The organism is Streptomyces sp. NPDC020898 (genome assembly GCF_044333925.1).
Classification (GTDB): Bacteria; Actinomycetota; Actinomycetes; order Streptomycetales; family Streptomycetaceae; genus Streptomyces.
In genome coordinates this window covers 109000-131147 of sequence record NZ_JBIRRV010000007.1, presented here as the reverse complement: position 1 = coordinate 131147, position 22148 = coordinate 109000, and the positions used below count along the sequence as shown (strand labels likewise).

Below are 22148 nucleotides of genomic sequence, written 5' to 3'. Positions count from 1 at the left end.
ACGACCACCTCGCAAGACACCGTCGGCGCCCGAGGGTCGAGCGGTGCCTGAGGTCAGGGGCGGTGGGCGGTGAGATCTGCCAGGAGCGCGGTGATGACGCGGTCCGCAGCGGCGGCCATGTCGACCGCGTCGGGGGCGAGCAGCCACTGGATCTGAAGGCCGTCCATGACGGCGATGATCGCGTTGGCTGCGTCTTCGAGGTTCAGGTCCGCCCGGGTCTCGCCGAGTTCGCATGCTTCGGAGAGGGCTTCGGTGACCATGGTGCGCAGTCCGGCGTAGCGGTCACGGAAGTAGTCCTGCGCGGGGTGGCCCTCGGTGGCGCTCTCCGCCGACAGGACGGCGTACAGCCGGACGATGCCTCCCCGTTCGGCGTTGTGGCGGGCGGTGTCGACCAGGTGGCGCAGGAACGCCAGGCCTCGTGGGCGCTCGCTGCCGAGCTGCTCGATGTCCGTTTCGTCGCGCAGTGCGAGAACGCTGGTGAGCAGCTGCGCCTTGGAGCCGAAGTAGTGCAGGACACCGGCCTGGGTGACTCCCGCACGGTCGGCGATCTCCTGCAGGGAGGTGTTGTTGTAGCCGCGGGCCGCGAACGTGTCCATGGCGATCCTGAGGATCTCCTGCCGCCGCTGCTGGGCTTTGAGGCTCTTCCCCGCGCGGGGCTGCCGTTCGCCGTTCGGCCTGCTCTCGGTCACCGTGCGGAGTTTACGTGGCTGTCGATCAGTGGTCACGTTCACATCAAACCTGGGAAAGAACTTACGCACAAGCACTTACTAAGCACTTAGTAAGTGTGCTTTCCTGCTCCCGTTCCGCCCACTTCGTGCCGCGCCGCGGCCTGGAAGGACGAGCATGAGCCGCCCTGCCCTCCCCGATGACACCGAGCTGTCCGACCGCATCCGGACCCTGGACCTGGAGTCCAAGGTCAGGCTGCTGACGGGCACGAACCTGTGGAGACTCCCGGCAGAGCCCCGCCTCGGACTGTCGGCGGTGACGATGTCGGACGGCCCGCAGGGCGTGCGGGGGACCGGTGAGGACCCGGCGGAAACCGGTCTGCTGGCCCCGGCGCCGAGCGCGCTCGCGGCCACCTGGGACACCGAACTCGCCGAGCGGCTGGGGGACTTGTTCGCGACGGAGGCGCACCGCAAGGGCGTCGACGTCGTCCTCGGCCCGGTGGTGAACCTGCAGCGCACCCCGGTCGCCGGACGGCACTTCGAGTACTTCTCGGAGGACCCGCTGCTCACCGGCACCCTGGCCGCCGCCCTCGTACGCGGTCTGCAGAACCGGGGCGTGAGCGCGTGCCTGAAGCACTTCGTGGCCAACGACTCCGAGACCGACCGCACCCGCTACCTCTCCCGGCTGGACGAACGCACCCTGCGCGAGGTCTATCTGGCCCCCTTCGAGCAGGTCATCGCCGAGGCCGATCCCTGGAGCGTGATGGCCGCCTACTCGGGCGTCGACGACGGCAACGAGTCGGCGCCCATGACCGAGAACGCCCGGCTGCTGCGCGAGGTGCTGAAGGAGGAGTGGGGATTCTCCGGACCCGTGGTCAGTGACTGGGCCGCCACCCGCTCGACCGTGGCCTCGGCGGTCGGCGGCCTCGACCTGGCGATGCCCGGACCCGAGCCCCTCTGGGACCTTCCCCTCGTGGAGGCCGTCCGTGCGGGCGAGGTGGACGAGCGGCTCATCGACGACAAGGTGCTGCGGCTGCTGCGCCTGGCCCGGCACACCGGCCGACTCGGCGAACCCGGACAGCACCGGGTGCTGCCCGCCGCCCCCGCGGGGCCCACGGAGGAGGAGTTCCGTCTCCTGCGCGAGGTCGCCGCCCGGGGGATGGTGCTGCTGCGAAACCAGGGCGACCTGCTGCCGTTGGCACCGGGCGGCAGCCACGACCAGGTGGATCTGCCGGCGCCCGCGGCGGAAGGCAACCGCAGTGAGCCAGACCTGCTGTCGGTTCCGGACGGCATCCGTAGCGTTGCGCTGATCGGCCCCAACGCCGTGACGCCGTACCTCCAGGGCGGCGGCAGCGCCTTCGTCCCTGCGGTGCGCACGGTGTCGTTCGAGGACGGGCTGCGCGCCGCGCTCCCCGAGGACGTGCGCCTGTCCGTGCACCGGGGCGGCGACTCCCGCCTGCGCCCGCCGTACCTCACCGACGCGCTGCTCACCGACCCCGACCCCGACACCGGCACCGTCGGCGTGCGCGCCGACCACCTCGACGCCGACGGCAACCAGGTCGGCGGCCGGATACGACCCTCCGGTGACTGGAGCGGGTACACCGACTTCGGCCCAAAGACGCACCGCGTGGTGCTCCGCACCGTATTGACACTCACCGAGCCGGGCACGCACCGTCTGGAGATCGGATGCGTCGGCCGCTACGGCGTGACCGTGGACGGTGAGGAGGTCCTCGCCGGGAACGACGACCGGGGCGTGGAGCTGATCCTCGACTCCACGCACAACAACCCGCCGCTGCGGGGCATCGACCTGGAGGTGGGGCCGCGGCCGCGCCGGATCGCCCTCTCCGTCGACCTCACCGTGGTCGAGCCCGGCGGCTACGACCGCTTCGTCACCGCCCAACTGCGCCACGCCCCGCCCGGGTCCACGCCGTACGAGGAGATCGCCGAGGCTGCCGCCGCGGCGCAGGCGGCCGATGTGGCCGTGGTCGTGGTGGGCACCAACGAGGAGGTCGAGTCCGAGGGCTGGGACCGCGCCGCGCTCGATCTGCCCGGCCACCAGAACGACCTGGTCCGCAAGGTGCTCGCCGCCAACCCGCGCACGATCGTGGTCGTCAACGCCGGCGCCCCCGTGCTCCTGCCCTGGGCCGACGAGGCCCCCGCCCTGCTCTGGGCATGGCTGCCGGGCCAGGAGGCCGGGCACGCCCTGGCCGACGTACTGCTCGGCCGCATCGAGCCGTCCGGCCGACTGCCGTGGACGCTGCCCGCCCGGGCGGAGGACGTGCCCGTACCCGACGCGGTGCCCCGCGACGGGGTCGTGGACTACGGCGAAGGCGTCCACATCGGCCACCGGGCCTGGGACAAGGGCGGTCTCGTCCCGGCCTTCCCGTTCGGTCACGGGCTCGGCTGGACCCGGTGGGCATACGAGTCCGTGGCCGTCTCACAGTCGTCCGTCTCCACCATTCTGCCCAGCCCCGCAGGTGGAGACGGGCTCAAGCTGACCGTGGAACTGACCAACACCGGGCCCCGGCCCGGTCGTGAGGTCGTCCAGGTCTATGTGGAGCCGCCGCAGGACGGCATCGACCGGCCGGTGCGCCTGCTCGCCGGCTTCGCGACCGTCCGGGCGGCAGCGGGCGCCCGGACGACCGCCGACCTGCACGTGGCGGCCCGCGCCTTCCAGGTCTGGGACGTCGGCACGGGCGGCTGGCGCACCCCGGCCGGCCGCTACCGGCTGCACGTCGGGCGCTCGAGCCGTGATCTGTGCCTCATGGCCGAGGTGACCGTCGAGGACAGCGGGTTCCACGCCGCACGCTGACCCACCCGGCCCCTCCAGTCCCCCTTGTTCTCGCCACCCCCTTCTTCACCTGTTCAACCGCAAGGAGCCGCACGATGAGAACCCCCCGTCCCACCACCAGAACCCTCCAGATAACCTGCGCCACCGTGGTGGCCGCCCTGCTGGCAACCGGCTGCGGCCGCGGGGACGACTCCACGAACGCCGACGCCCCGACGAAGATCAGCAGTGGCGAGGCCAAGGGCAAGCTGGTCATGTGGTCCATGGGAGACAAGGCCGACAAGCCGCTGCAGGAGCTGGCGAAGAAGTTCGAGCAGCAGAACCCGGACGTGAAGGTCCAGATCACCGCTGTGCCGTGGGACGCAGCGCACGAGAAGCTCACCACCTCGATCGCCGGCGGCAACACCCCCGACCTGTCCCTGATCGGCTCCACATGGATGGCCGAGATGGCCTCCATGGCCGGCTTCCAGGCCACCCCGGCCTCGTTCCAGTCGTCCGCGTTCTTCCCCGGCCAGTGGGACACCACGAAGTACAAGGACACCTCCTACGGCGTCCCGTTCACGGCCGACACGTCGGTGATCTACTACCGCACCGACATCACCACGAAGGCCGGTATCAAGGGCGCTCCCGCCGCCGACTGGGACGGCTACCTGAAGGACCTCAAGGCCATCCAGGCCACGGCCGGCAAGGCCAACTCCAAGCTGCGCCACGCCACCCAGCTGCAGACCGGCTTCAACTCCTGGCTGTTCTGGCTGCCGTTGGTGTGGCAGCAGGGCGGTGACATCTACGACGCCGAGACCAAGAAGTTCACCTTCGACTCGCCCGAGGTCACCAAGGCCCTGGAGTACTACAGCGGCGTCTTCAAGGACGGCCTGACGCCGAACGACAAGACCGACTCCCGGCAGAACTTCCAGAACGCGCTGATCGGCACGGTGCAGCAGGGCGCCAGCACCGGCGGCGACCTCCACCTCAACGCCCCCGACCTGGACAGCAAGTGGCAGACCATGCCACTGCCGCAGGGCAAGCAGGCCGCGGGCCTGGCCGGCGGCAGCGACCTGGCGGTCTTCAAGGACGCCGGCAACCCGGACGCGGCGTGGAAGTTCGTCCAGTTCCTCACCGACCCCGAGAACCTCGCCACGTACGCGGATGCCACCGGCAACCTCCCCGCCGCCGTCCGGTCCTGGTCGGAGGGCAAGCTGGGCGAGAACCCCAAGATGGCCGCCTTCGAAACCCAGCTGAAGGTCACCAAGGCCCCGCCGGCCATCACGACCTGGCAGCAGATCGCCGACGCCGTCGACAGTGAGTTGGAGAAACTCGCCTACGGCAAGGCCACCGTCGCCGAGACACAGAAGGCTCTGCAGTCCAAGGCGACCAGCATCGGCACCGGCCGCTGACCGTGCGCCGCGCGCGTATCCCTCGTACGGACGGATGACAACCATGCCCACGAGCACCATCGCCGGGCAGGGCGCCAAGGAAAGCGGCGCCGCCGGCCCACAGCCGGCGGCCCGCCGCAACTCTTCGCTGCGGCGCACCACGCAGGGCCGCCAGACCCGCGCCGCGTGGACCCTGGCCGCCCCGTTCCTCGCCCTGTTCCTCGCCTTCATGCTGCTGCCAGTCGTCTGGTCGACGCTGATGAGCCTGACCGACACCAAGAGCGCCGACCTGCGCACCCCGCTGAGCGTGTCGTTCACCGGCTTCGACAACTACGTACGGCTCTTCCAGGACCCGCAGTTCTTCACCGCCCTGCGCAACACCGCCGTGTTCGTCCTGGTCGGCCTGCCTCTGACCCTGGCCGCCGGGCTCGCCGCGGCGGTCGCCCTCGACCGGGGCATCCGCCGCTTCCGGGCCGTGTTCCGCGTCGGCTTCTATCTCCCGGTGATCACCAGTGTCGTGGCCGTCGCCGTGGTGTGGAAGACCCTCCTCGAACCGCACACCGGTCTGGTGAACACGGCACTCGGCTGGTTCGGGATCGACGGCCCGGCCTGGCTTGCGGACACCCGCTTCGCACTGCCCGTCATGATCGTGATGGCCGTGTGGCGCAACCTCGGCACAGTCATGATCATCATGCTGGCGGGACTCCAATCCGTGCCCCAGTCCCTGATGGAGGCGGCCGAACTCGACGGCGCCGGACCCTGGCAGCGGTTCTGGCGCGTCACCTTCCCGCTCCTGCGCCCCGCCCTGCTGCTCACCGCCGTGACCACCGGCATCGGCTACCTGCAGTTCTTCGACGAACCGTTTGTGATGACCGACGGCGGACCGCTGGACTCCACCCTGTCGGCGACGCTGTACGCCTACAAACAGTTCGGCAACGGCAACTACGACATGGCTTCGGCCGCCGGATACGTCGTCTTCGTCCTGATCATCGCTCTCACCGTGCTGCAGTTCCGCGTACTGCGGGACAAGGACTGATGCCCCATGACCACCACCCTCACCTCCGCGCCCACGTCGTCATCGGCCGCCGCCGAGAAGGTTCTGCGGAGCCGCCGCATCCGCCGGGAGTGGGGCCGGCCCTGGCTCTACCTGCCGCTCACCGGCCTGCTGCTGCTCATGGTCACACCGTTCCTGTGGATGCTGTCCGGGTCCTTCAAGCCCGAGGCCGACATCCGCAAGATCCCGCCGGACCTGGTCCCCACCCGCCCCACGCTCGCCAACTACCGGGAACTGCTCGGCACGTTGGACTTCACGAGCATGTTCGCCAACTCCGTGATCGTGGCGCTGGCCGTCACCGCCGGGAACCTGCTCTTCTGCTCGATGCTCGGCTACGCCCTGGCCAAGCTGGAGTTCCGCGGCAAGCGCGCCGTGTTCACCCTGGTCATCGCCACCCTCATGGTGCCGGGCCTGGTCACCTTCGTCCCGCTGTACGTGCTGGTGTCCAACATGCAGCTGACCGGCTCCCTGCTCGGGCTGATCCTGCCGTTCCTGGCCACCCCCTTCGGGGTGTTCCTGATGCGGCAGTTCATCTCCACCCTGCCCGACGAGCTGATCGACGCCGCACGCGTCGATGGCTGCCGTGAGATGGCCATCTTCTGGAGGATCATCCTGCCGCTGACCCGGCCGGCCCTCGCGACCCTCGGGATCATCACCTTCCTCGGCTCCTGGAACAACTTCCTGTGGCCCCTGGTCGTGGCCCAGAACGAGAGCCAGTACACCCTCCCCGTCGGCCTCGCCCTGGCCAGCAGCGGACAGGACTTCACCCGATTCGGCATCCTGCTCGCGGGTTCCGTCGTAGTCCTGCTCCCGGTGACCATCGTCTTCCTTCTCTTCCAACGCCACTTCGTCGCCGGTATCGCCACCACCGGCCTGAAGTAGGCCCTCCAGCTCCGGCGCCCTCCCTGGCCCCCACGCGCCGGCTTCGCACCACCGCCGTCATACGCACGCCTCGCGTATGACAGCCATGTCCGCAAGGAGCCGCACCATGAGAACCATCACCCGGCAATGGCGCCGGACCGCCCTGGCAGCCGCCACGACCCTGCTCGCCACGGTCCCCGTCCTACCGACAGCCACCCAGGCCTCGGCCGACGCCGCGTCCGCCAAGGCATCGGTCTGGCTCACCGACCTGTCCACCGACACCCACCTGGCCAAGCAGCGGTCCGTGACCTGGAAGACGGGACACGCGCCGGCCGGCCCAACCGGCTCGACGATCACCGTGGACACCACCCGCGCGTACCAGCCGATGACAGGCTTCGGGGCCTCCTTCACCGACTCCTCCGCCTGGCTGGTCGGCACCAGACTCGACAAGACACAGCGCGACGCTCTGATGCGCGACCTGTTCAGCCGCCGCGACGGCATCGGCCTGAACGTCCTGCGTCAGCCCATGGGCGCCAGCGACTTCACCGCGAGCGGCAACTACTCCTACGACGACCTGCCCGCCGGCCGGACCGACCCCGAGCTCACGCACTTCACCGTCGACCACGACCGCGCGTACACCATCCCCCTGCTGAAGCAGGCCCGCGGCCTCAACCCGCAGCTCGCCGTCATGGCCACCCCGTGGAGCCCGCCGGGCTGGATGAAGACCAGCGCCTCGATGATCGGCGGCCGGCTGAAGCCGGACGCCTACCAGCCGTACGCCGATTACTTCGCGAAGTTCCTCAAGGCGTACGCGGCGGCCGGTGTCCCGGTCCGCTACGTCACGCCGCAGAACGAGCCGCTGCACGAGCCGTCGACCTACCCGGGCATGTACCTGCCCGCCGACCAGCAGAAGGCCTTCGTCACCGACCACCTCGGCCCGACCCTGAAGAAGCAGGGCCTGTCCACCGGCATCCTGGGCTACGACCACAACTGGGACGTCACCAGCTACCCCGAGTCCCTGTACGCCGACCCGGCCACCGCCCAAAACGTCGTCGGCACGGCCTGGCACTGCTACGCCGGCGCCGACTTCGTCCTGAACCAGACCGCCGTCCACAACGACTACCCCAACAAGCCGGCCTTCCAGACCGAGTGTTCGGGCGGCAACTGGGAGGGCGACGAGAGCGGCGCCTTCGCCGGCGTGATGGACAACGTCATCAACGGCCCCCGGAACTGGGCCCAGAGCATCGTCCGCTGGAACATTGCCCTGGACGCCGGCGGCGGCCCCAGGAACAACGGATGCGAAGGCTGCCGCCCGGTGGTCACCGTCGAGCAGAACGCCGACGGCACGTGGTCGTACACGCCGACGGCCGACTACTGGGGTCTCGCCCAGGCCAGCAGGTTCGTCCAGCCCGGCGCCCACCGGGTCGCCTCCAACACCCTCGGCAAGGGCAGCGTCGAGGATGTCGCCTTCACCAACCCCGATGGCTCCACGGCCCTGGTCACGTACAACTCCGGTGCCACCGACCGCACTTTCACGGTCCGCTGGGGCAAGCGGCACTTCACCTACACCCTGGGGGCGGGAGCGGCCGCGACCTTCACCTGGACCGGCAAGCAGAGCGGCAGCCCCGCCCCGGCCGCCATCGGTTCCGTCGACATCCCCTTCCGCAACGCCGATGGCAGTCAGGCCCTGATCACCTACGACAACAAGCTCCTCGCCCAGCAGCCTGAGGTCCGCATCGGCGACCAGTGGCTCGGCTACTCCCTCCCCACCGGCGCCGCCCTCACCCCGTCCACGGGTGAAGTGCCCCTGTCCCGCGAGGGCTGGCAGGCATCCGCCTCCGCGAGCAGCTCGGACGATCCGCCCAGCAAGGCCATCGACGGCGGTGCGGCCACACGCTGGAGCTCCGGCCACGGCATGCAGTCCGGCGACTGGTTCCAGGTCGACCTGGGCTCGACCCAGACCTTCGACCAGCTCGTCCTGGACAGCAGTGCCTCGTCCGGAGACTTCGCCCGTCAGTACGAGGTGTACACCTCCGACGACGGCACCAGCTGGGGCCGTCCGATCGCCACCGGCCCCGGCAGCACCGTCACCCGGATCCTGCTGCCCACCACGACCGCCCGCTACATCCGCGTGGTCAACAAGTCCAACTCCGGCAGCTGGTGGTCCATCCACGACGTCTCCGTCCTCGCCCCCGGCGGCAAGGCCACCTCCAACACCGATGCCACCAAGGGTGTCCAGCGCAAGAGGGCTCAACTGCCCGACAGCACCCACCTGTTGGTGACGTACAACTCCGGCAGCGACACGGCCGCGTTCGACGTCCCGTGGGGCGCGACGACGTACAGCTACCGACTGCCCGCCGGTGCCGCCGCAATCCTCACCACACGGCCTGCCTGAACGCCCGCCCGCGGAAAGCGCCTGAGTCAGCCCGTGAGTCTCCTGGTCACCGGAGTGTCCAGGTCTGGTTGTCCCGCCCGTTGCATTCCCAGAGGACCGCACCCGTTCCGCTCGCGCCGCCGAAGATGTCGACACACTTCTGGGACTGATCAGCCATCAGTTGCGTACCGGCGAGGTGGAACTGCTGGTAGGCGTAGCCGCTGCAGCCCGTCAGCTGGATCTCCGTCCGGTCTTCGCTCGCCCCTCCGGCCACGGTCATGCACTTCCCCGCCGACCGGAGGGTCCCACCCGCTCCGGTCAGCCATCGCTGCGCCGCGGAGCCGTCGCACGTGGCCTGGAACAGTTGCGTTCCCTCGGCACCGTCGCCGCTGCTCAGGCACTTCCCGGAAGCAGCGACCAGCAGGGCGCGGCCGACCGGGGTGGCCGATGCGCCGGCTTCACTCCTCGTGGCGGTGTCCGTGCCCGCGGATTCCGGCACGGGTGCCTCCTGCGTGACGTCGGACGCCGGCTGCGACGCGGCGGGCGGCAGCGTAGGTGACAGGGCGTCGGAACTCGCGGAGCGCGACGGGCTGGGAAGGGAGGCCGCCGGTGCGGACGTGTCCGTGGACCGCGGCGTGGTGTCGTCGGCCGGGGACGGGCTGTCCGAAACCGTGGCGCTGGTGACGTTCTCCTCCGTCGGCGAGCCGAGCAGGAAAGCGGTCGCCATGAGTATGACCGCGGCGACCGAGGCGGCGAGCACCGTCCTCTTCCACGACCGACCCGCGGGTCGCCGCGCCCGCAGGCCGGTCGTCGTGGGCCCCTCGACGGCGGATGCCCCGCCCGTTTCGCGGCCCGGGTTCCGCCCCGTATCCGCATCCGGCTTCGCCGCCGGAGCAGCGGATGAGCCCGCCGCGCCGAGCAGCGTCCGCAGGAGGCGCTCGGCGTCCTCGGCCGACAGCCGATCGGCCGGTCTGGCGACGAGCAGGCCCTGGATCAGCGGGGTGAGCGGCCCGGCGCCCCGGACCTCGGGCGGCGGCTCCATGGCAATGGCGTACATCGTCTGCGCCACCGTGTCCCTGAGGAACGGTGACCTGCCGTCGACCGCCTGGAAAAGCGTCGCGCACAGTGCCCACAGGTCGGCCTCCGGACCCGGGGTGGCGCCGACGAGGCGCTCGGGGGCCATGAAGTCGACGGACCCCACGAGTTGGCCGGTGCGGGTGAGATCGGAGGTCTCGGTGGCATGGGCGATACCGAAGTCGGTGAGCACCACCCGGCCGTCCTCGGCGAGCAGCACGTTGGCCGGCTTCACGTCCCGGTGCAGGACCCCGGCCCGGTGCGCCGCCCGTAGCGCCGCGATCACACCACGGCCGATCCTGGCGACCTCTTCGAGCGGGACGGGGCCGTGCGCTCGGATCAGGTCCGCGAGGGTGCTGGAAGGCACGTACTCCATGACGATGGTGGGCAGCCCTTCGTCGTTCACGACGTCGTGGACGCCAACGACATTGGGGTGGCTGATCCGGGCGGCGCTGCGGGCCTCGCGCCGGGCGCGCTCGAAGAGGGTGGCGAGTTCGGCGTCGTCGAGATGAGGCTGCGGGTGGAGCTTCTTGACGGCGACCTGGCGGCCGAGGAGATCGTCATGGGCGCGCCAGACGGTGGCCATGCCGCCCCGGCCGATCCGGTCGAGGATGCGGTATCGGCCGGCGACGAGCCGTCCTTCGTCGGACACCGTGGCTTCCCTTCCGCTGCTGCGGGGCCGATTTCGGCCAACGGCACCAGGCGGTCCCGACGGCCGGGGAGCCACCCAACGGCCCGTTTCCTGCCGCCTGTTGACGCTACCCGTCTGCTGAGGGGGGATCATATGCCGCCCCGGCGACACGGCGACGCCGGGCGCGAGGAGACCACTCGCATGACTTCTCCCCACACCCTCACCGGACCACCGCAGTCATCACGATCCACGATGTCGTGAATTCAGGAATCCGTGTACTGTCGTGAGTGTGCTGACTGTTGCCTCCGACATCGAAGTCCTCGCCCGGTTCGGCCGCGCGCTCGCCGACCCGATCCGTTGCCGCGTCCTGCTCGCCCTGCGCGAGGCCCCGGCCTACCCCGCCGACCTCGCCGACCGGCTCGGTGTCTCCCGCACCCGGCTGTCCAACCACCTCGCCTGTCTGCGTGACTGCGGTCTGGTCGTCACCGTGCCCGACGGCCGCCGCACCCGTTACGAGCTGGCCGACGAACGCCTCGGCCACGCGCTCGACACCCTGCGTACCGCCGTGGTGGCCGTCGAGACCGACCGCACCTGCGTGGACGCCGACGAAAAGGGGTGCTGCTGATGACGGCGACATCCCTCGGCCCCTCCCCGGTTCGCCGTGACGCGCTGGCCCGCCGGATACGTCTGCTGGTGGCCGCGACCATCACCTACAACGTCGTCGAGGCGATCGCCGCCCTCACCGCCGGCACCCTGGCCTCCTCCACCGCCCTGATCGGCTTCGGCCTGGACTCCGTCGTCGAGGTCTCCTCGGCCGCAGCGGTCGCCTGGCAGTTCTCCGCCCGCGAGCACGTCGTACGCGAAGCACGTGAGAAGACCACCCTGCGCATCATCGCGGTGTCGTTCCTCGTGCTCGCCGCCTACGTCACCGCCGACTCCATCCGCTCGCTGACCGGCACCGGCGAGGCGGAACGCTCCCTCCCCGGCATCGTGCTCGCCGCGCTCTCCCTCGCGGTCATGCCGTTCCTGTCCGCGGCCCAGCGCCGCGCGGGCCGCGAACTCGGCTCCGCCAGCGCGGTCGCCGACTCCAAGCAGACCCTGCTGTGCACGTACCTCTCGGCCGTCCTGCTGGTCGGCCTCGTCCTGAACGCCGCACTCGGCTGGTCCTGGGCCGACCCCGCCGCCGCTCTCGTCATCGCGGCCATCGCCGTCAAGGAGGGCCGCGATGCCTGGCAGGGCAAAGGATGCTGCGCGCCGGCGACCGTCGCGGTGCCGACCGCCGACCCCGAGACAGACGACGCGTGCGGCTGCCGTCCCGACTGCGGCTGCTGCGGCTGATCTCCAGTCGAGGACGCGGGACGGCGGGTGAGCGACAGGCACCTCACGTCGCTGTCCCGGCTCACCTCGGAGGCCCTGACGGCGGCCGCCTCGCTCGGCGACGAGGTCCGCGCGGTCACCGTCTGCTACCCCGATCCGGAGGACCGGGCAGCCCTGCACGCCCTGGAGCGCTCCTGGTCCGAGTGGGACCCCGGCGTGCCGCTGGTCCGCCTGGCCTGCGCACGCCGCAGTCTCGGCCGGCCCATCGCCGCGTACGTCCGTGAGGTGACCGCCTCCGAGCCCGGCATTCGGGTCACCGTGCTGATCCCGGAGACGGAACCGGAGCGGCTGTGGCAGCGGCTGCTGCAGAACCAGCGGGGTGCTGTGGTCGCCCACGTCGTGCGGCGGGAGACCGACGCGGTGATCTGCCGGCTGCGGTTCCGGCTGTTCTGACGGCGCTGCCGCCGAGACGCCCGTATGGGATGCGTCAAAGGCGTACCGACCGCCGTAAGGGACCCGTCAACGGCGCTCGAATCCGGCCAAAGACGGGGTTTCCTTCTCTACGTCGATCCGCTCCTGCGGATGGTTTCCGAATCTCATCTAGGAGTTCGCGATGGCCGACGTGGCCTTCGTCGTCACCGTGCTCGCTGTGTTCGCGCTGGTGGCTCTGGTCGCCAAGGGGGTGACGAAGCTGTGACCGTCGAAAACGTAGTCGGCCTGATCGTGGCCGTCGCCCTGCTGGGTTATCTCGTCCTCGCCCTGATCTTCCCGGAGAGGTTCTGAGAACTGCAATGGGTCCTGTACTTGCAGGCGTGCTCCAGCTGCTCGCCCTGATCGGCGCGCTGGCTCTCGCCTACGTCCCCCTTGGCAACTACATGGCCAAGGTCTACTCCTCCGACCGGCACTGGCGCGTCGAGAAGTGGATCTACAAGGGCATCGGTGCCAACCCGAACACGGAGATGCGCTGGCCTGCGTACCTGCGCGGTGTTCTCGCCTTCTCGGCCGTTTCGGTTCTCTTCCTGTACCTGCTCCAGCGGCTCCAGGGCGTCCTGCCCGGTTCGCTCGGGTTCTCCTCGATCGAGCCGGCCCAGGCGTTCAACACCGCCGTGTCCTTCGTGACGAACACCAACTGGCAGTCGTACTACGGCGAGCAGGCCATGGGCCACGTCGTCCAGACCGCCGGGCTGGCCGTGCAGAACTTCGTCTCCGCCGCTGTCGGTATCGCCGTCGCCGTGGCCCTCGTACGCGGGTTCGCGCGGTCCCGCACCGGTGAGCTGGGCAACTTCTGGTCCGACCTGGTGCGCGGTGTCGTACGCATCCTGGTGCCGTTCTCCGTCGTCGTCGCGGTCATCCTGGTCGCGTGCGGTGTCATCCAGAACTTCTCCGGGATTCACGAGGTCGGTCAGTTCGTAGGGGGCTCCCAGCAGTGGAACGGGGGCGCTGTCGCCTCGCAGGAGGCCATCAAGGAGATCGGTACCAACGGCGGCGGCTACTTCAACGCCAACTCCGCGCACCCCTTCGAGAACCCGACGCCGTTCACCAACCTCCTGCAGATCTTCCTGCTCCTGGTGATCCCGTTCTCGCTGACCCGCACCTTCGGGGTCATGGTCGGCTCGGTCAAGCAGGGCTACGCGATCCTCGCCACCATGGCGACCATCTGGCTCGGCTTCGTCGCCCTGATGATGTGGACCGAGTTCGCCCACCACGGACCGGCGCTGCAAGCCGCCGGCGGGGCGATGGAGGGCAAGGAGGTCCGCTTCGGCGTCGGAGCCTCGTCGATCTTCGCGGTCTCGACCACGCTGACGTCGACGGGGGCGGTGGACTCCTTCCACTCCTCGTTCACCGGGCTGGGCGGCGGGATCACGATGCTCGGGATGATGCTGGGCGAGATCGCGCCCGGCGGCACCGGCTCCGGCCTCTACGGCATGCTGATCATGGCGATCATCGCGGTGTTCATCGCCGGGCTCATGGTCGGACGTACGCCCGAGTACCTGGGCAAGAAGATCGGCACCCGTGAGATCAAGTTCGCGGCCTGCTACATCCTCATCACACCCGCCCTGGTCCTGATCTTCACCGCGGTCTCCATGGCCCTGCCGACCCCGCCGAACTCGATGCTCAACTCCGGGGCGCACGGGTTCTCCGAGGTGCTGTACGCCTTCACCTCCGCGTCGAACAACAACGGCTCCGCCTTCGCCGGTCTGAACGCGAACACCGACTGGTTCAACACCATGACCGGGCTCGCGATGGTCCTCGGCCGCTTCCTGCCCATGATCTTCGTCCTGGCCCTGGCCGGCTCGCTCGCCGAGCAGAAGCCCGTCCCGGTCACCGCGGGCACCCTGCGCACCGAGAAACCGCTGTTCACCGGTCTGCTGGTGGGCGCGATCCTGATCATCACCGGTCTGACGTATTTCCCGGCGCTCGCGCTGGGGCCGCTGGCCGAGGGGCTGGCGTCATGACCACTCGCACGGAAAGCGAAGAGATGTCCACAGCCACTCCGACCCGGGCGCCGCACAGCGACCTGCCCACCGGGCACAAGCCCGCCGAAGGACATGTCGGCGCGGGCCTCTTCGATGCCAGGCAGCTCGTCAGGTCGCTGCCGGACGCGTGCCGCAAGCTCGACCCGCGGGTGATGGTCAAGTCGCCCGTGATGTTCGTGGTGTGGATCGGCTCGGTGCTGACCACCGTCTTCTCCTTCAAGGACCCCGGCGACTGGTTCGGCTGGACCATCAGCGCCTGGCTGTGGCTGACCGTCGTCTTCGCCAACCTGGCGGAGGCGGTCGCCGAGGGCCGGGGCAAGGCCCAGGCCGACACCCTGCGCAAGGCCAAGACCGACACGGTGGCGCGAAGGCTGGTGGGGGAGTCCGAGGAGCAGGTGCCGGGCACCGAACTGCGCATCGGCGACCTGGTCGTCTGCGAGGCCGGCGACATCATCCCCGGCGACGGTGACGTCGTCGAGGGCGTGGCCAGCGTCGACGAGTCGGCGATCACCGGTGAGTCGGCTCCCGTCATCCGCGAGTCCGGCGGCGACCGCAGTGCCGTCACCGGCGGTACGAAGGTCCTCTCCGACCGGATCGTCATCAAGATCACGACGAAGCCCGGCGAGACCTTCATCGACCGCATGATCAACCTGGTCGAGGGCGCATCCCGGCAGAAGACGCCGAACGAGATCGCGCTCAACATCCTGCTGGCCTCGCTGACGATCGTCTTCCTGCTCGCCGTGGCCACTCTGCCGCCGTTCGCGGACTACGCGGGCTCGCACCTCTCGATGGTCGTGCTGGTGGCCCTGCTGGTCTGCCTGATCCCGACCACGATCGGCGCACTGCTCTCCGCGATCGGCATCGCGGGCATGGACCGCCTCGTCCAGCGCAACGTGCTCGCCATGTCGGGGCGCGCGGTCGAGGCAGCCGGTGACGTGTCGACCCTGCTGCTCGACAAGACCGGCACCATCACCCTCGGCAACCGGCAGGCGTCCGAGTTCGTGCCGGTGAGCGGGACGACGGAGGCCGAGGTGGCGGATGCCGCCCAGCTGTCCTCGCTGGCCGACGAGACACCCGAGGGCCGCTCCATCGTCGTCCTCGCGAAGGAGACGTACGGTCTGCGCGAGCGTCACCAGGGCGAGTTGTCCGGTGCCGAGTGGATCGCCTTCACCGCCCAGACCCGCATGTCGGGTGTGGACGTCGACGGGCGCAAGATCCGCAAGGGCGCGGCCGGTTCGGTCGTCGCCTGGGTGCGGGAGCAGGGCGGCGAGGTGTCCGAGGACGCTGGCGCGCTCACCGACCGGATCTCCGCGGCGGGCGGCACGCCGCTGCTCGTCGCCGTCGAAGACACCGACGGGGCGCGGGTGTTGGGCGTCATCCACCTCAAGGACGTCGTCAAGGAGGGCATGCGGGAGCGGTTCGACGAGCTGCGCCGTATGGGCATCAAGACCGTCATGATCACGGGCGACAACCCGCTGACCGCCAAGGCGATCGCCGAGGAGGCGGGCGTCGACGACTTCCTCGCGGAAGCGACTCCCGAGGACAAGATGGCGCTCATCAAGCGGGAACAGGCGGGCGGCAAGCTCGTCGCGATGACGGGTGACGGGACGAACGACGCACCGGCTCTCGCGCAGGCGGATGTCGGGGTCGCCATGAACACGGGCACGTCGGCCGCGAAGGAGGCCGGCAACATGGTCGACCTCGACTCGAACCCGACCAAGCTGATCGAGATCGTCGAGATCGGCAAGCAACTCCTCATCACCCGGGGCGCGTTGACGACGTTCTCCATCGCCAACGACGTCGCGAAGTACTTCGCGATCATCCCGGCGCTGTTCGCGGCCGTCTACCCGGGCCTGGACAAGCTCAACGTCATGGGCCTGTCCTCGCCCGACTCCGCGATCCTGTCGGCCGTCATCTTCAACGCACTGATCATCATCGCGCTGGTGCCGCTCTCCCTGAGGGGCGTGCAGTACAAGCCGATGAGCGCCGACAGGATGCTCCGCCGCAACCTCACGATCTACGGCCTCGGCGGCCTGATCGCCCCCTTCGTCGGCATCAAGATCATCGACCTGCTCATCTCCCTCATCCCCGGGCTGTAACTTCTCAAAGGCGTGCTGATCATCATGAACAACTCGGTTACCAACACCGCCCGGTTGCTCTGGGCCGGCCTGCGCGCCCTCCTGGTGCTCACCGTGGTGACGGGCGTCATCTACCCGCTGGCCGTCACCGGCGTCGCCCAGGCACTCTTCAACGACAAGGCCAACGGCTCGGAGATCACGGCGGACGGCGAGGTCGTCGGCTCGTCCCTCATCGGGCAGTCGTACAACCTGCCGCTGAAGAAGGGCCAGGAGACCCCGGACGCGGACCTGAAGTGGTTCCAGGGCCGTCCGGCCAACGGCCTCGGCAGCAACAGCGTCAACGCCCAGTACTCGCTGCTGCTGTCCGGCGCCACCAACCTCGCCGCCGACAGCAAGGTCCTCGTCCAGCAGGTGAGGGACGCCAAGGCCGCGGTCGTCAAGGACAACTCGACCGCCGGCTACAAGGTCGACGCGTCCGAGGTCCCGGCAGACGCGGTGACGTCCTCCGCCTCCGGCCTGGACCCGGACATCTCCCCGGAGTACGCGGACATCCAGGTCCACCGGATCGCCGAGGAGAACGGCCTCTCCGTCGCCCAGGTGGCGAAGCTGGTCGAGGACCACACCGACGGCCGCACTCTCGGCTTCATCGGTGAGCCCCGGGTGAACGTCCTCGAACTCAACATCGCGCTCAAGGACCTCGTGGCGAAGAAGAGCTGATGCCGTTACCCGAAGCACCGGCAGCATCCGAAGCACCCCGAGGTATCCGAAGTACGAAAGGCGCACGCCCGTGACCCGGGTGCTGGTGGTGGAGGACGACCCGCAACTCGTACGAGCCCTCGTGATCAACATGCGGGCACGCCGGTACGGAGTGGACGCCGCGCCCGACGGCGCCACGGCCCTCCGGCCGGCGGCCGCGCACCGGCCCGACGTGGTGATGCTCGACCTCGGCCTGCCCGACATGGACGGCGTCGAGGTCATCCGGGCCCTGCGTGGCTGGACCCGCGTCCCGATCCTCGTACTGTCCGCCCGGCAGGCGTCCGACGAGAAGGTGGCCGCGCTCGACGCGGGCGCCGACGACTACATCACCAAGCCGTTCAGCATGGACGAGTTGCCGGCCCGGCTGCGGGCCGCCGTCCGCCGCACCGAGGACACACCGCTCGCCCCCGAGACCACCCTGGTGGTGACGGACGGTTTCACCATCGACCTCCTGGCCAGTAAGGCCGTACGTGACGGACATGACGTACGGCTGACCCCGACCGAGTGGCACCTGCTGGAGATCCTGGTCACCGACCCGGGCCGGCTCGTCACCCAGAAGCGCCTGCTCCAGGAGGTCTGGGGCGTCTCCCGGAACAACAGGACCAACTGTCTTTGGGTCTGCATGGCCCAGCTCCGCCGCAAGCTGGAGACGGACCCCGCCCACCCCCGCTGTCTGATCACCGAGCCCGGCATGGGCTACCGCTTCGAGCGATGACGTGCGGGCCCGGGCCGAGGGTGCACGGGTGGTGACGATATGCTTACGTGCTGGCCCGGAATTCCCGTCGTGTTGTCGTCGAGGGGCGTCGGAGGGTGGGAGCGGGAGAAAGGGCCGGTTCGGTCGAGTACGGGGCCAGGGGGAGGCGATGGGGATGCGGCAGGCAGGTGTGCTCGATGTCGGGTGTCACAGCGCTCTGTTGACAGTGGTGCGGCGGCGTCCGGGGACGGTGCTGGAACCGGTGTTCTCCCGCAAGGTGCGGCTGAGACTGCACGAGACCCTCGACCGCCAGGGGCGGCTGGACAAGGCCGGCATGAAGAGCGTCGAGCGGGCGGTGGCCGAGGCCGTTGCCGCCGACCCGCGTCCGCGTGGACCGGAGGTGTTCGCGTTCGCGACCTCCGTCATCCGGGACGCGCCCAACCGTGACGAGATCATCGCGCGCGTGGCCCGCACCACCGGCACCCGCCTGCGCGTGCTGACCGGCGAGGAGGAGGCGCGGCTGGCCTACGTGGCCGCCCGCCAGTGGGCCGGCCCGACGGCCGGGCCGCTGCTGGTCCTGGACATCGGCGGCGGCACCGTGGAGATCGCCTCCGGCACCGGAGACCAGCCCCGCGTCGTGCACTCGCTGCCGCTGGGCGCCCGCAGGATCACCCGGGACTGGCTTCCCGGCGGCGCCGCACCGTCCCGACGCCGCCTCGCCGAGGTCCTGCAGTACCTCCGCCGGTCCCTGGAGGCCGTCCCCGACCTGCCGCAGGCCGTGCGGGGAGGGCGGGTGCTGGCCGGCTCGAAGACCTTCGAGCAGCTCGCCCGGCTCGCCGCCGCCCAGAGCAGGACACCGCGCACCAGACGACGACTGACGTCGGCCCAACTGCACACGGCCGCCTCCCTGCTGGCCGACGCGAAACCGTCCCACCGGGCCAAGCTGCCGGGCATCTCCCGGCACCGCGCCGAACAGTCCCTGGCCGGAGCCCTGATCGCGCAGGCCCTCATGGAAGCCTGCGGGGCCAAGAGCGTCGAGATCTGCCCGTGGTCCACCCGCGAGGGGCTCCTGCTCGAACACCTCGGCGTGGCCCCCACCCCCGCCGGCCGCCCCCGCCTCGCCGGCTGAGCCCGACGGACCTGGTCTGCGAGTGGCTCTGCCCTGCTGCTGGTGGTGCAGGTCTTACACGTCGTCGACCCGATTCCGGCTCCGCAAGCGAGGGCGTAGCCGGCCTTCGGGTCGCCCTGACGGCAAGGCCGTCGTCGAAGCCGAGCTTGCGGGCGACGGCCGGCGGCAGGGCGCCGACGGAGGCGGACCGGTCGACGATGACGAGCACAGTGCCCTGCTCGGCCTGCAGTCTGCCGAATACCTCACGGAATCAGAGCTCGTTGTCGGGCGGTTGCGTCACGAGGAACCGGGCGGTGAAATCCCGGCTCCGTTCGCCGGTGTGAGGGGTACGTCAAGGCGTGCTGCGAGCACGTCGTACGGGATACCGAAGGTTTCGAGGACGGTGGCTCCTCCAGGGCCGACACAGAACGTCGCGAGGTCGGTGTAGACGCGGTCGACGCACCCCAGTCCGGTCAGCGGGCAACTGCATTCCCGCACCAGTTTGGGCGAGCCGTCCTTCGCGAAGAGCGTCATCATGACGAACACCTTCTTGGCGCCGATCGCGAGGTCCATGGCACCCCCGACGGCAGGGATCGCGTGGGGCGCACCGGTGTGCCAGTTGGCCAGGTCGCCGACAGCGGAGACCTGGAAGGCGCCGAGCACGCAGATGTCGAGGTGGCCGCCGCGCATCATCGCGAAGGAGTCGGCGTGATGGAAGTAGGCCGCCCCGGGTAGCTCCGTGACGGGGATCTTTCCGGCGTTGGTGAGATCGGGGTCCACCTGGCCGGGCGTGGCTGCCGGGCCCATGTTGAGCATGCCGTTCTCGGTGTGCAGCACCACCCCGGATCCTTCGGGTAGGTGGTCGGCGACGAGCGTCGGCTGTCCGATACCCAGGTTGACGTAGGAGCCGTGCGGGATGTCGCGCGCCACCAGGGCGGCCATCTCGTCCTTGCTCAGTGGCCCCCGGTCGAGGTTCTCCACCAGCGAGGTCGCGTTCATGCGGGCACCCCCGCCTGCACTACGCGGTCGACGTAGATGCTCGGTGTCACGACGACCTCCGGGTCGATCGCACCGACCTCGACGATCTCGCGGACCTGGGCCACCACTGTGCCCGCGGCGGTGGCCATGACCGGTCCGAAGTTGCGGGCGGTCCTGCGATAGACGAGGTTGCCCATGCGGTCGGCCCTGTGGGCGGCGATCAGTGCCACGTCGCCCTTGATCGGGTGCTCCAGGACGTAGGTGCGGCCGTGTATCTCGCGGGTCTCCTTCCCCTCCGCCAGGGGTGTACCGACGCCCGTGGGTGAGAAGAACGCGCCTATGCCCGCACCGGCCGCGCGCATCCGTTCGGCGAGGGTGCCCTGGGGCACCACTTCGAGCTCGATCCGTCCCTCGCGGTAGAGCTGGTCGAAGACCCACGAGTCGGACTGGCGGGGGAAGGAGCACACGATCCTTCGTACCCGCCCCTTGGCCAGGAGCGCGGCCAGGCCGGTGTCGCCGTTGCCGGCGTTGTTCGACACCACGGTCAGTTCGGTCGCTCCCTGCCGGATGAGCGCGTCGATCAACTCGACCGGCATGCCGGCCATGCCGAACCCTCCGACCAGCACGGTCGAGCCGTCCCTGATGCCGGTCACGGCCTCATCGGCATCCGTACATACCCGAACAGTCATCGGGCTCCCTCCGTCACGTTCTCCAGGACGACCGCGAGGGCCTGTCCGACACCGATACAGATCGCGGCGACGCCCCACCGCTTTCCCGACGCGCGCAAACGTGCGGCGAGGGTGCCGAGGATCCGGCCGCCGGAGGCGCCGAGCGGATGGCCGATCGCGATCGCACCCCCCTTGGTGTTGACGATGGCCGGATCGATGTTCCAGGCATCCACGCAGGCCAGCGACTGAACGGCGAAGGCTTCGTTGAGTTCGACCGCAGACACGTCCGACCAGGAGATCCCCGCCCGTTTCAGCGCCCGCTCGGCTGCCTCGACCGGCGCGAACCCGAACATCTGCGGCTCAAGTGCCGATACTCCGCGGCCCGCTATGCGCGCCAGCGGCGCGAGGCCGATGCGGGACGAGGCCTCCTCCGACCCGATCAGCACGGCGGACGCGCCGTCGTTCAGGGGTGAGGCGTTGCCGGCGGTGATGACTCCGTCGGGGCGGAACGCCGGTTTGAGGCCGGCCAGCTTCTGCGGCGAGGCCGCCGGCCGGATGCCCTCGTCGCGGGAGAGACGGACCTCGCCGTCCAGCACGACGGGAACCACCAGGTCGTCGTAGAAACCCGAGTTCCAGGCATCGTCCGCGAGCTGGTGCGAGTGGGCGGCGAACTCGTCCTGCCGTTCGCGGGTGATGGCGAACCGCTCGGCCAGCTGTTCGTTCGCCTCGCCCAGGGGGACGGTCCACTCCTTGGGCATGCGCTCGTTGACCAGCCGCCACCCCAGGGTGGTCGACACGGCCGGCAGGTCGCCGGCGGGGAAGGCCCGTGACGGCTTGGGCAGGACCCACGGCGCACGCGTCATCGACTCCACCCCGCCGGTGAGGACGATGTCGGCGTCCCCGCTCTCGACGGCCCGCGAGCCGATGATCGCCGCGTCGAGCGAGGAGCCGCAGAGCCGGTTGACGGTCGTGGCCGGCACCGACGTCGGCAGCCCGGCCAGCAGGACCGCCATCCGGCCGACGTTCCGGTTGTCCTCGCCCGCGCCGTTGGCGTTGCCCCAGTACACGTCGCCGATGAGCGCGGGGTCGAGCGCCGGTGACTTGGCCAGGACTCCTGAGACGGCGACGGCGGCGAGGTCGTCGGGTCGGACCTCGGCGAGGGCTCCACCGAGCCGTCCGAAGGGGGTTCTCACTGTGGTGTAAACGAAGCTGGCAACCATGGGGCTCAACGTAGGTTCGCTGATTGATCTCG

At 69.8% G+C, this 22148-nt stretch carries 18 protein-coding genes and 2 pseudogenes; 14 read left to right on the top strand and 6 right to left on the bottom strand.

The genetic code is table 11. The annotated features are described in order from the left end of the window. Nucleotides 1-53: 53 nt before the first annotated feature. Nucleotides 54-689, bottom strand: coding sequence for a TetR/AcrR family transcriptional regulator (locus tag ACH4TV_RS23090; protein WP_398400966.1), 636 nt, complete (start codon nt 687-689; stop codon nt 54-56). Between the two features lie 154 nt (nt 690-843). On the opposite strand from ACH4TV_RS23090, the gene ACH4TV_RS23085 reads away from it, so the two are divergent. The 5 genes from ACH4TV_RS23085 to ACH4TV_RS23065 all read left to right on the top strand — a co-directional run bounded on the left by ACH4TV_RS23085 (nt 844) and on the right by ACH4TV_RS23065 (nt 9136). Beyond that, nucleotides 844-3477: a beta-glucosidase gene (locus tag ACH4TV_RS23085; RefSeq protein WP_398400964.1), complete on the top strand. Its 2634-nt coding sequence runs from the start codon at nt 844-846 to the stop codon at nt 3475-3477. Nucleotides 3478-3551: 74 nt separating this feature from the next. Next, on the top strand, nt 3552-4847 hold the full coding sequence (locus ACH4TV_RS23080; protein ID WP_398400962.1) for an extracellular solute-binding protein: 1296 nt from the start codon (nt 3552-3554) through the stop codon (nt 4845-4847). Nucleotides 4848-4881: 34 nt separating this feature from the next. Next, complete coding sequence (locus ACH4TV_RS23075; protein WP_398400960.1) at nt 4882-5862, top strand: carbohydrate ABC transporter permease; 981 nt, start codon at nt 4882-4884, stop codon at nt 5860-5862. Nucleotides 5863-5868: 6 nt separating this feature from the next. Beyond that, on the top strand, nt 5869-6762 hold the full coding sequence (locus ACH4TV_RS23070) for a carbohydrate ABC transporter permease (RefSeq protein ID WP_398400958.1): 894 nt from the start codon (nt 5869-5871) through the stop codon (nt 6760-6762). Between the two features lie 106 nt (nt 6763-6868). After that, on the top strand, nt 6869-9136 hold the full coding sequence (locus tag ACH4TV_RS23065; protein ID WP_398400956.1) for a discoidin domain-containing protein: 2268 nt from the start codon (nt 6869-6871) through the stop codon (nt 9134-9136). Between the two features lie 46 nt (nt 9137-9182). Here the strand turns inward: ACH4TV_RS23065 and ACH4TV_RS23060 are convergent, their stop codons facing one another. Then, nucleotides 9183-10841 (bottom strand): protein kinase, encoded by a 1659-nt coding sequence (locus tag ACH4TV_RS23060; RefSeq protein ID WP_398400954.1) that lies wholly within the window; start codon nt 10839-10841, stop codon nt 9183-9185. A gap of 268 nt (nt 10842-11109) precedes the next feature. Between ACH4TV_RS23060 and ACH4TV_RS23055 the strand changes: the two genes are divergently transcribed. The 9 genes and pseudogenes from ACH4TV_RS23055 (at nt 11110) to ACH4TV_RS23015 (ending at nt 19271) form a co-directional block, all read left to right on the top strand. Then, the gene (locus ACH4TV_RS23055) at nt 11110-11445 is read left to right on the top strand and encodes an ArsR/SmtB family transcription factor (RefSeq protein ID WP_398400952.1); all 336 of its coding nucleotides are present in this window, start codon (nt 11110-11112) and stop codon (nt 11443-11445) included. Further along, nucleotides 11445-12158 carry a cation transporter gene (locus ACH4TV_RS23050; protein WP_398400950.1) on the top strand — a complete coding sequence of 238 codons (714 nt, stop codon included), beginning with the start codon at nt 11445-11447 and terminating at the stop codon, nt 12156-12158. The genes ACH4TV_RS23055 and ACH4TV_RS23050 overlap by 1 nt, the downstream gene beginning before the upstream one ends. 42 nt (nt 12159-12200) lie before the next feature. Then, nucleotides 12201-12590, top strand: a pseudogene (locus tag ACH4TV_RS23045) (amino acid permease); the annotation flags it as partial. Between the two features lie 240 nt (nt 12591-12830). Beyond that, nucleotides 12831-12920 carry a K(+)-transporting ATPase subunit F gene (gene kdpF / locus ACH4TV_RS23040; protein WP_010351568.1) on the top strand — a complete coding sequence of 30 codons (90 nt, stop codon included), beginning with the start codon at nt 12831-12833 and terminating at the stop codon, nt 12918-12920. An 8-nt stretch (nt 12921-12928) separates the two neighbouring features. Further along, a complete protein-coding gene (gene kdpA / locus ACH4TV_RS23035; protein ID WP_398400948.1) occupies nt 12929-14593 on the top strand; it encodes a potassium-transporting ATPase subunit KdpA in 1665 nt (554 codons plus the stop codon). Nucleotides 14594-14616: 23 nt separating this feature from the next. After that, nucleotides 14617-16713 carry a potassium-transporting ATPase subunit KdpB gene (gene kdpB, locus ACH4TV_RS23030; RefSeq protein WP_398401610.1) on the top strand — a complete coding sequence of 699 codons (2097 nt, stop codon included), beginning with the start codon at nt 14617-14619 and terminating at the stop codon, nt 16711-16713. 24 nt (nt 16714-16737) lie between these two features. After that, the gene (locus ACH4TV_RS23025) at nt 16738-17409 is read left to right on the top strand and encodes a potassium-transporting ATPase subunit C (RefSeq protein ID WP_398400946.1); all 672 of its coding nucleotides are present in this window, start codon (nt 16738-16740) and stop codon (nt 17407-17409) included. 70 nt (nt 17410-17479) lie between these two features. Continuing rightward, the gene (locus tag ACH4TV_RS23020; protein ID WP_398400944.1) at nt 17480-18163 is read left to right on the top strand and encodes a response regulator; all 684 of its coding nucleotides are present in this window, start codon (nt 17480-17482) and stop codon (nt 18161-18163) included. Between the two features lie 154 nt (nt 18164-18317). Next, nucleotides 18318-19271 (top strand): Ppx/GppA phosphatase family protein, encoded by a 954-nt coding sequence (locus ACH4TV_RS23015; RefSeq protein ID WP_398400942.1) that lies wholly within the window; start codon nt 18318-18320, stop codon nt 19269-19271. 115 nt (nt 19272-19386) lie between these two features. On the opposite strand, the pseudogene ACH4TV_RS23010 reads toward ACH4TV_RS23015, so the two are convergent. The 4 genes and pseudogenes from ACH4TV_RS23010 to ACH4TV_RS22995 all read right to left on the bottom strand — a co-directional run. After that, nucleotides 19387-19518 (bottom strand): annotated as a pseudogene (locus ACH4TV_RS23010) (IS110 family transposase); the annotation flags it as partial. 29 nt (nt 19519-19547) lie between these two features. Next, nucleotides 19548-20249 carry a 3-oxoacid CoA-transferase subunit B gene (locus ACH4TV_RS23005; RefSeq protein ID WP_398400940.1) on the bottom strand — a complete coding sequence of 234 codons (702 nt, stop codon included), beginning with the start codon at nt 20247-20249 and terminating at the stop codon, nt 19548-19550. Further along, complete coding sequence (locus tag ACH4TV_RS23000) at nt 20246-20917, bottom strand: 3-oxoacid CoA-transferase subunit A (RefSeq protein WP_398400938.1); 672 nt, start codon at nt 20915-20917, stop codon at nt 20246-20248. The genes ACH4TV_RS23005 and ACH4TV_RS23000 overlap by 4 nt, the downstream gene beginning before the upstream one ends. Continuing rightward, nucleotides 20914-22116 carry a thiolase family protein gene (locus ACH4TV_RS22995; protein ID WP_398400936.1) on the bottom strand — a complete coding sequence of 401 codons (1203 nt, stop codon included), beginning with the start codon at nt 22114-22116 and terminating at the stop codon, nt 20914-20916. The genes ACH4TV_RS23000 and ACH4TV_RS22995 overlap by 4 nt, the downstream gene beginning before the upstream one ends. Nucleotides 22117-22148 lie beyond the last annotated feature (32 nt).

Bases quoted from the DNA above. Each gene is read 5' to 3' on its own strand.
- ACH4TV_RS23075 (WP_398400960.1), top strand. From the start codon at position 4,882: ATGACAACCATGCCCACGAGCACCATCGCCGGGCAGGGCGCCAAGGAA.
- ACH4TV_RS23000 (WP_398400938.1), bottom strand. From the start codon at position 20,917: ATGACTGTTCGGGTATGTACGGATGCCGATGAGGCCGTGACCGGCATC.
- ACH4TV_RS23070 (WP_398400958.1), top strand. From the start codon at position 5,869: ATGACCACCACCCTCACCTCCGCGCCCACGTCGTCATCGGCCGCCGCC.
- ACH4TV_RS23085 (WP_398400964.1), top strand. From the start codon at position 844: ATGAGCCGCCCTGCCCTCCCCGATGACACCGAGCTGTCCGACCGCATC.
- ACH4TV_RS23080 (WP_398400962.1), top strand. From the start codon at position 3,552: ATGAGAACCCCCCGTCCCACCACCAGAACCCTCCAGATAACCTGCGCC.
- ACH4TV_RS23050 (WP_398400950.1), top strand. From the start codon at position 11,445: ATGACGGCGACATCCCTCGGCCCCTCCCCGGTTCGCCGTGACGCGCTG.
- kdpB (WP_398401610.1), top strand. From the start codon at position 14,617: ATGTCCACAGCCACTCCGACCCGGGCGCCGCACAGCGACCTGCCCACC.
- ACH4TV_RS23025 (WP_398400946.1), top strand. From the start codon at position 16,738: ATGAACAACTCGGTTACCAACACCGCCCGGTTGCTCTGGGCCGGCCTG.
- ACH4TV_RS23005 (WP_398400940.1), bottom strand. From the start codon at position 20,249: ATGAACGCGACCTCGCTGGTGGAGAACCTCGACCGGGGGCCACTGAGC.
- ACH4TV_RS23065 (WP_398400956.1), top strand. From the start codon at position 6,869: ATGAGAACCATCACCCGGCAATGGCGCCGGACCGCCCTGGCAGCCGCC.
- ACH4TV_RS23015 (WP_398400942.1), top strand. From the start codon at position 18,318: ATGCGGCAGGCAGGTGTGCTCGATGTCGGGTGTCACAGCGCTCTGTTG.
- ACH4TV_RS22995 (WP_398400936.1), bottom strand. From the start codon at position 22,116: ATGGTTGCCAGCTTCGTTTACACCACAGTGAGAACCCCCTTCGGACGG.
- kdpA (WP_398400948.1), top strand. From the start codon at position 12,929: ATGGGTCCTGTACTTGCAGGCGTGCTCCAGCTGCTCGCCCTGATCGGC.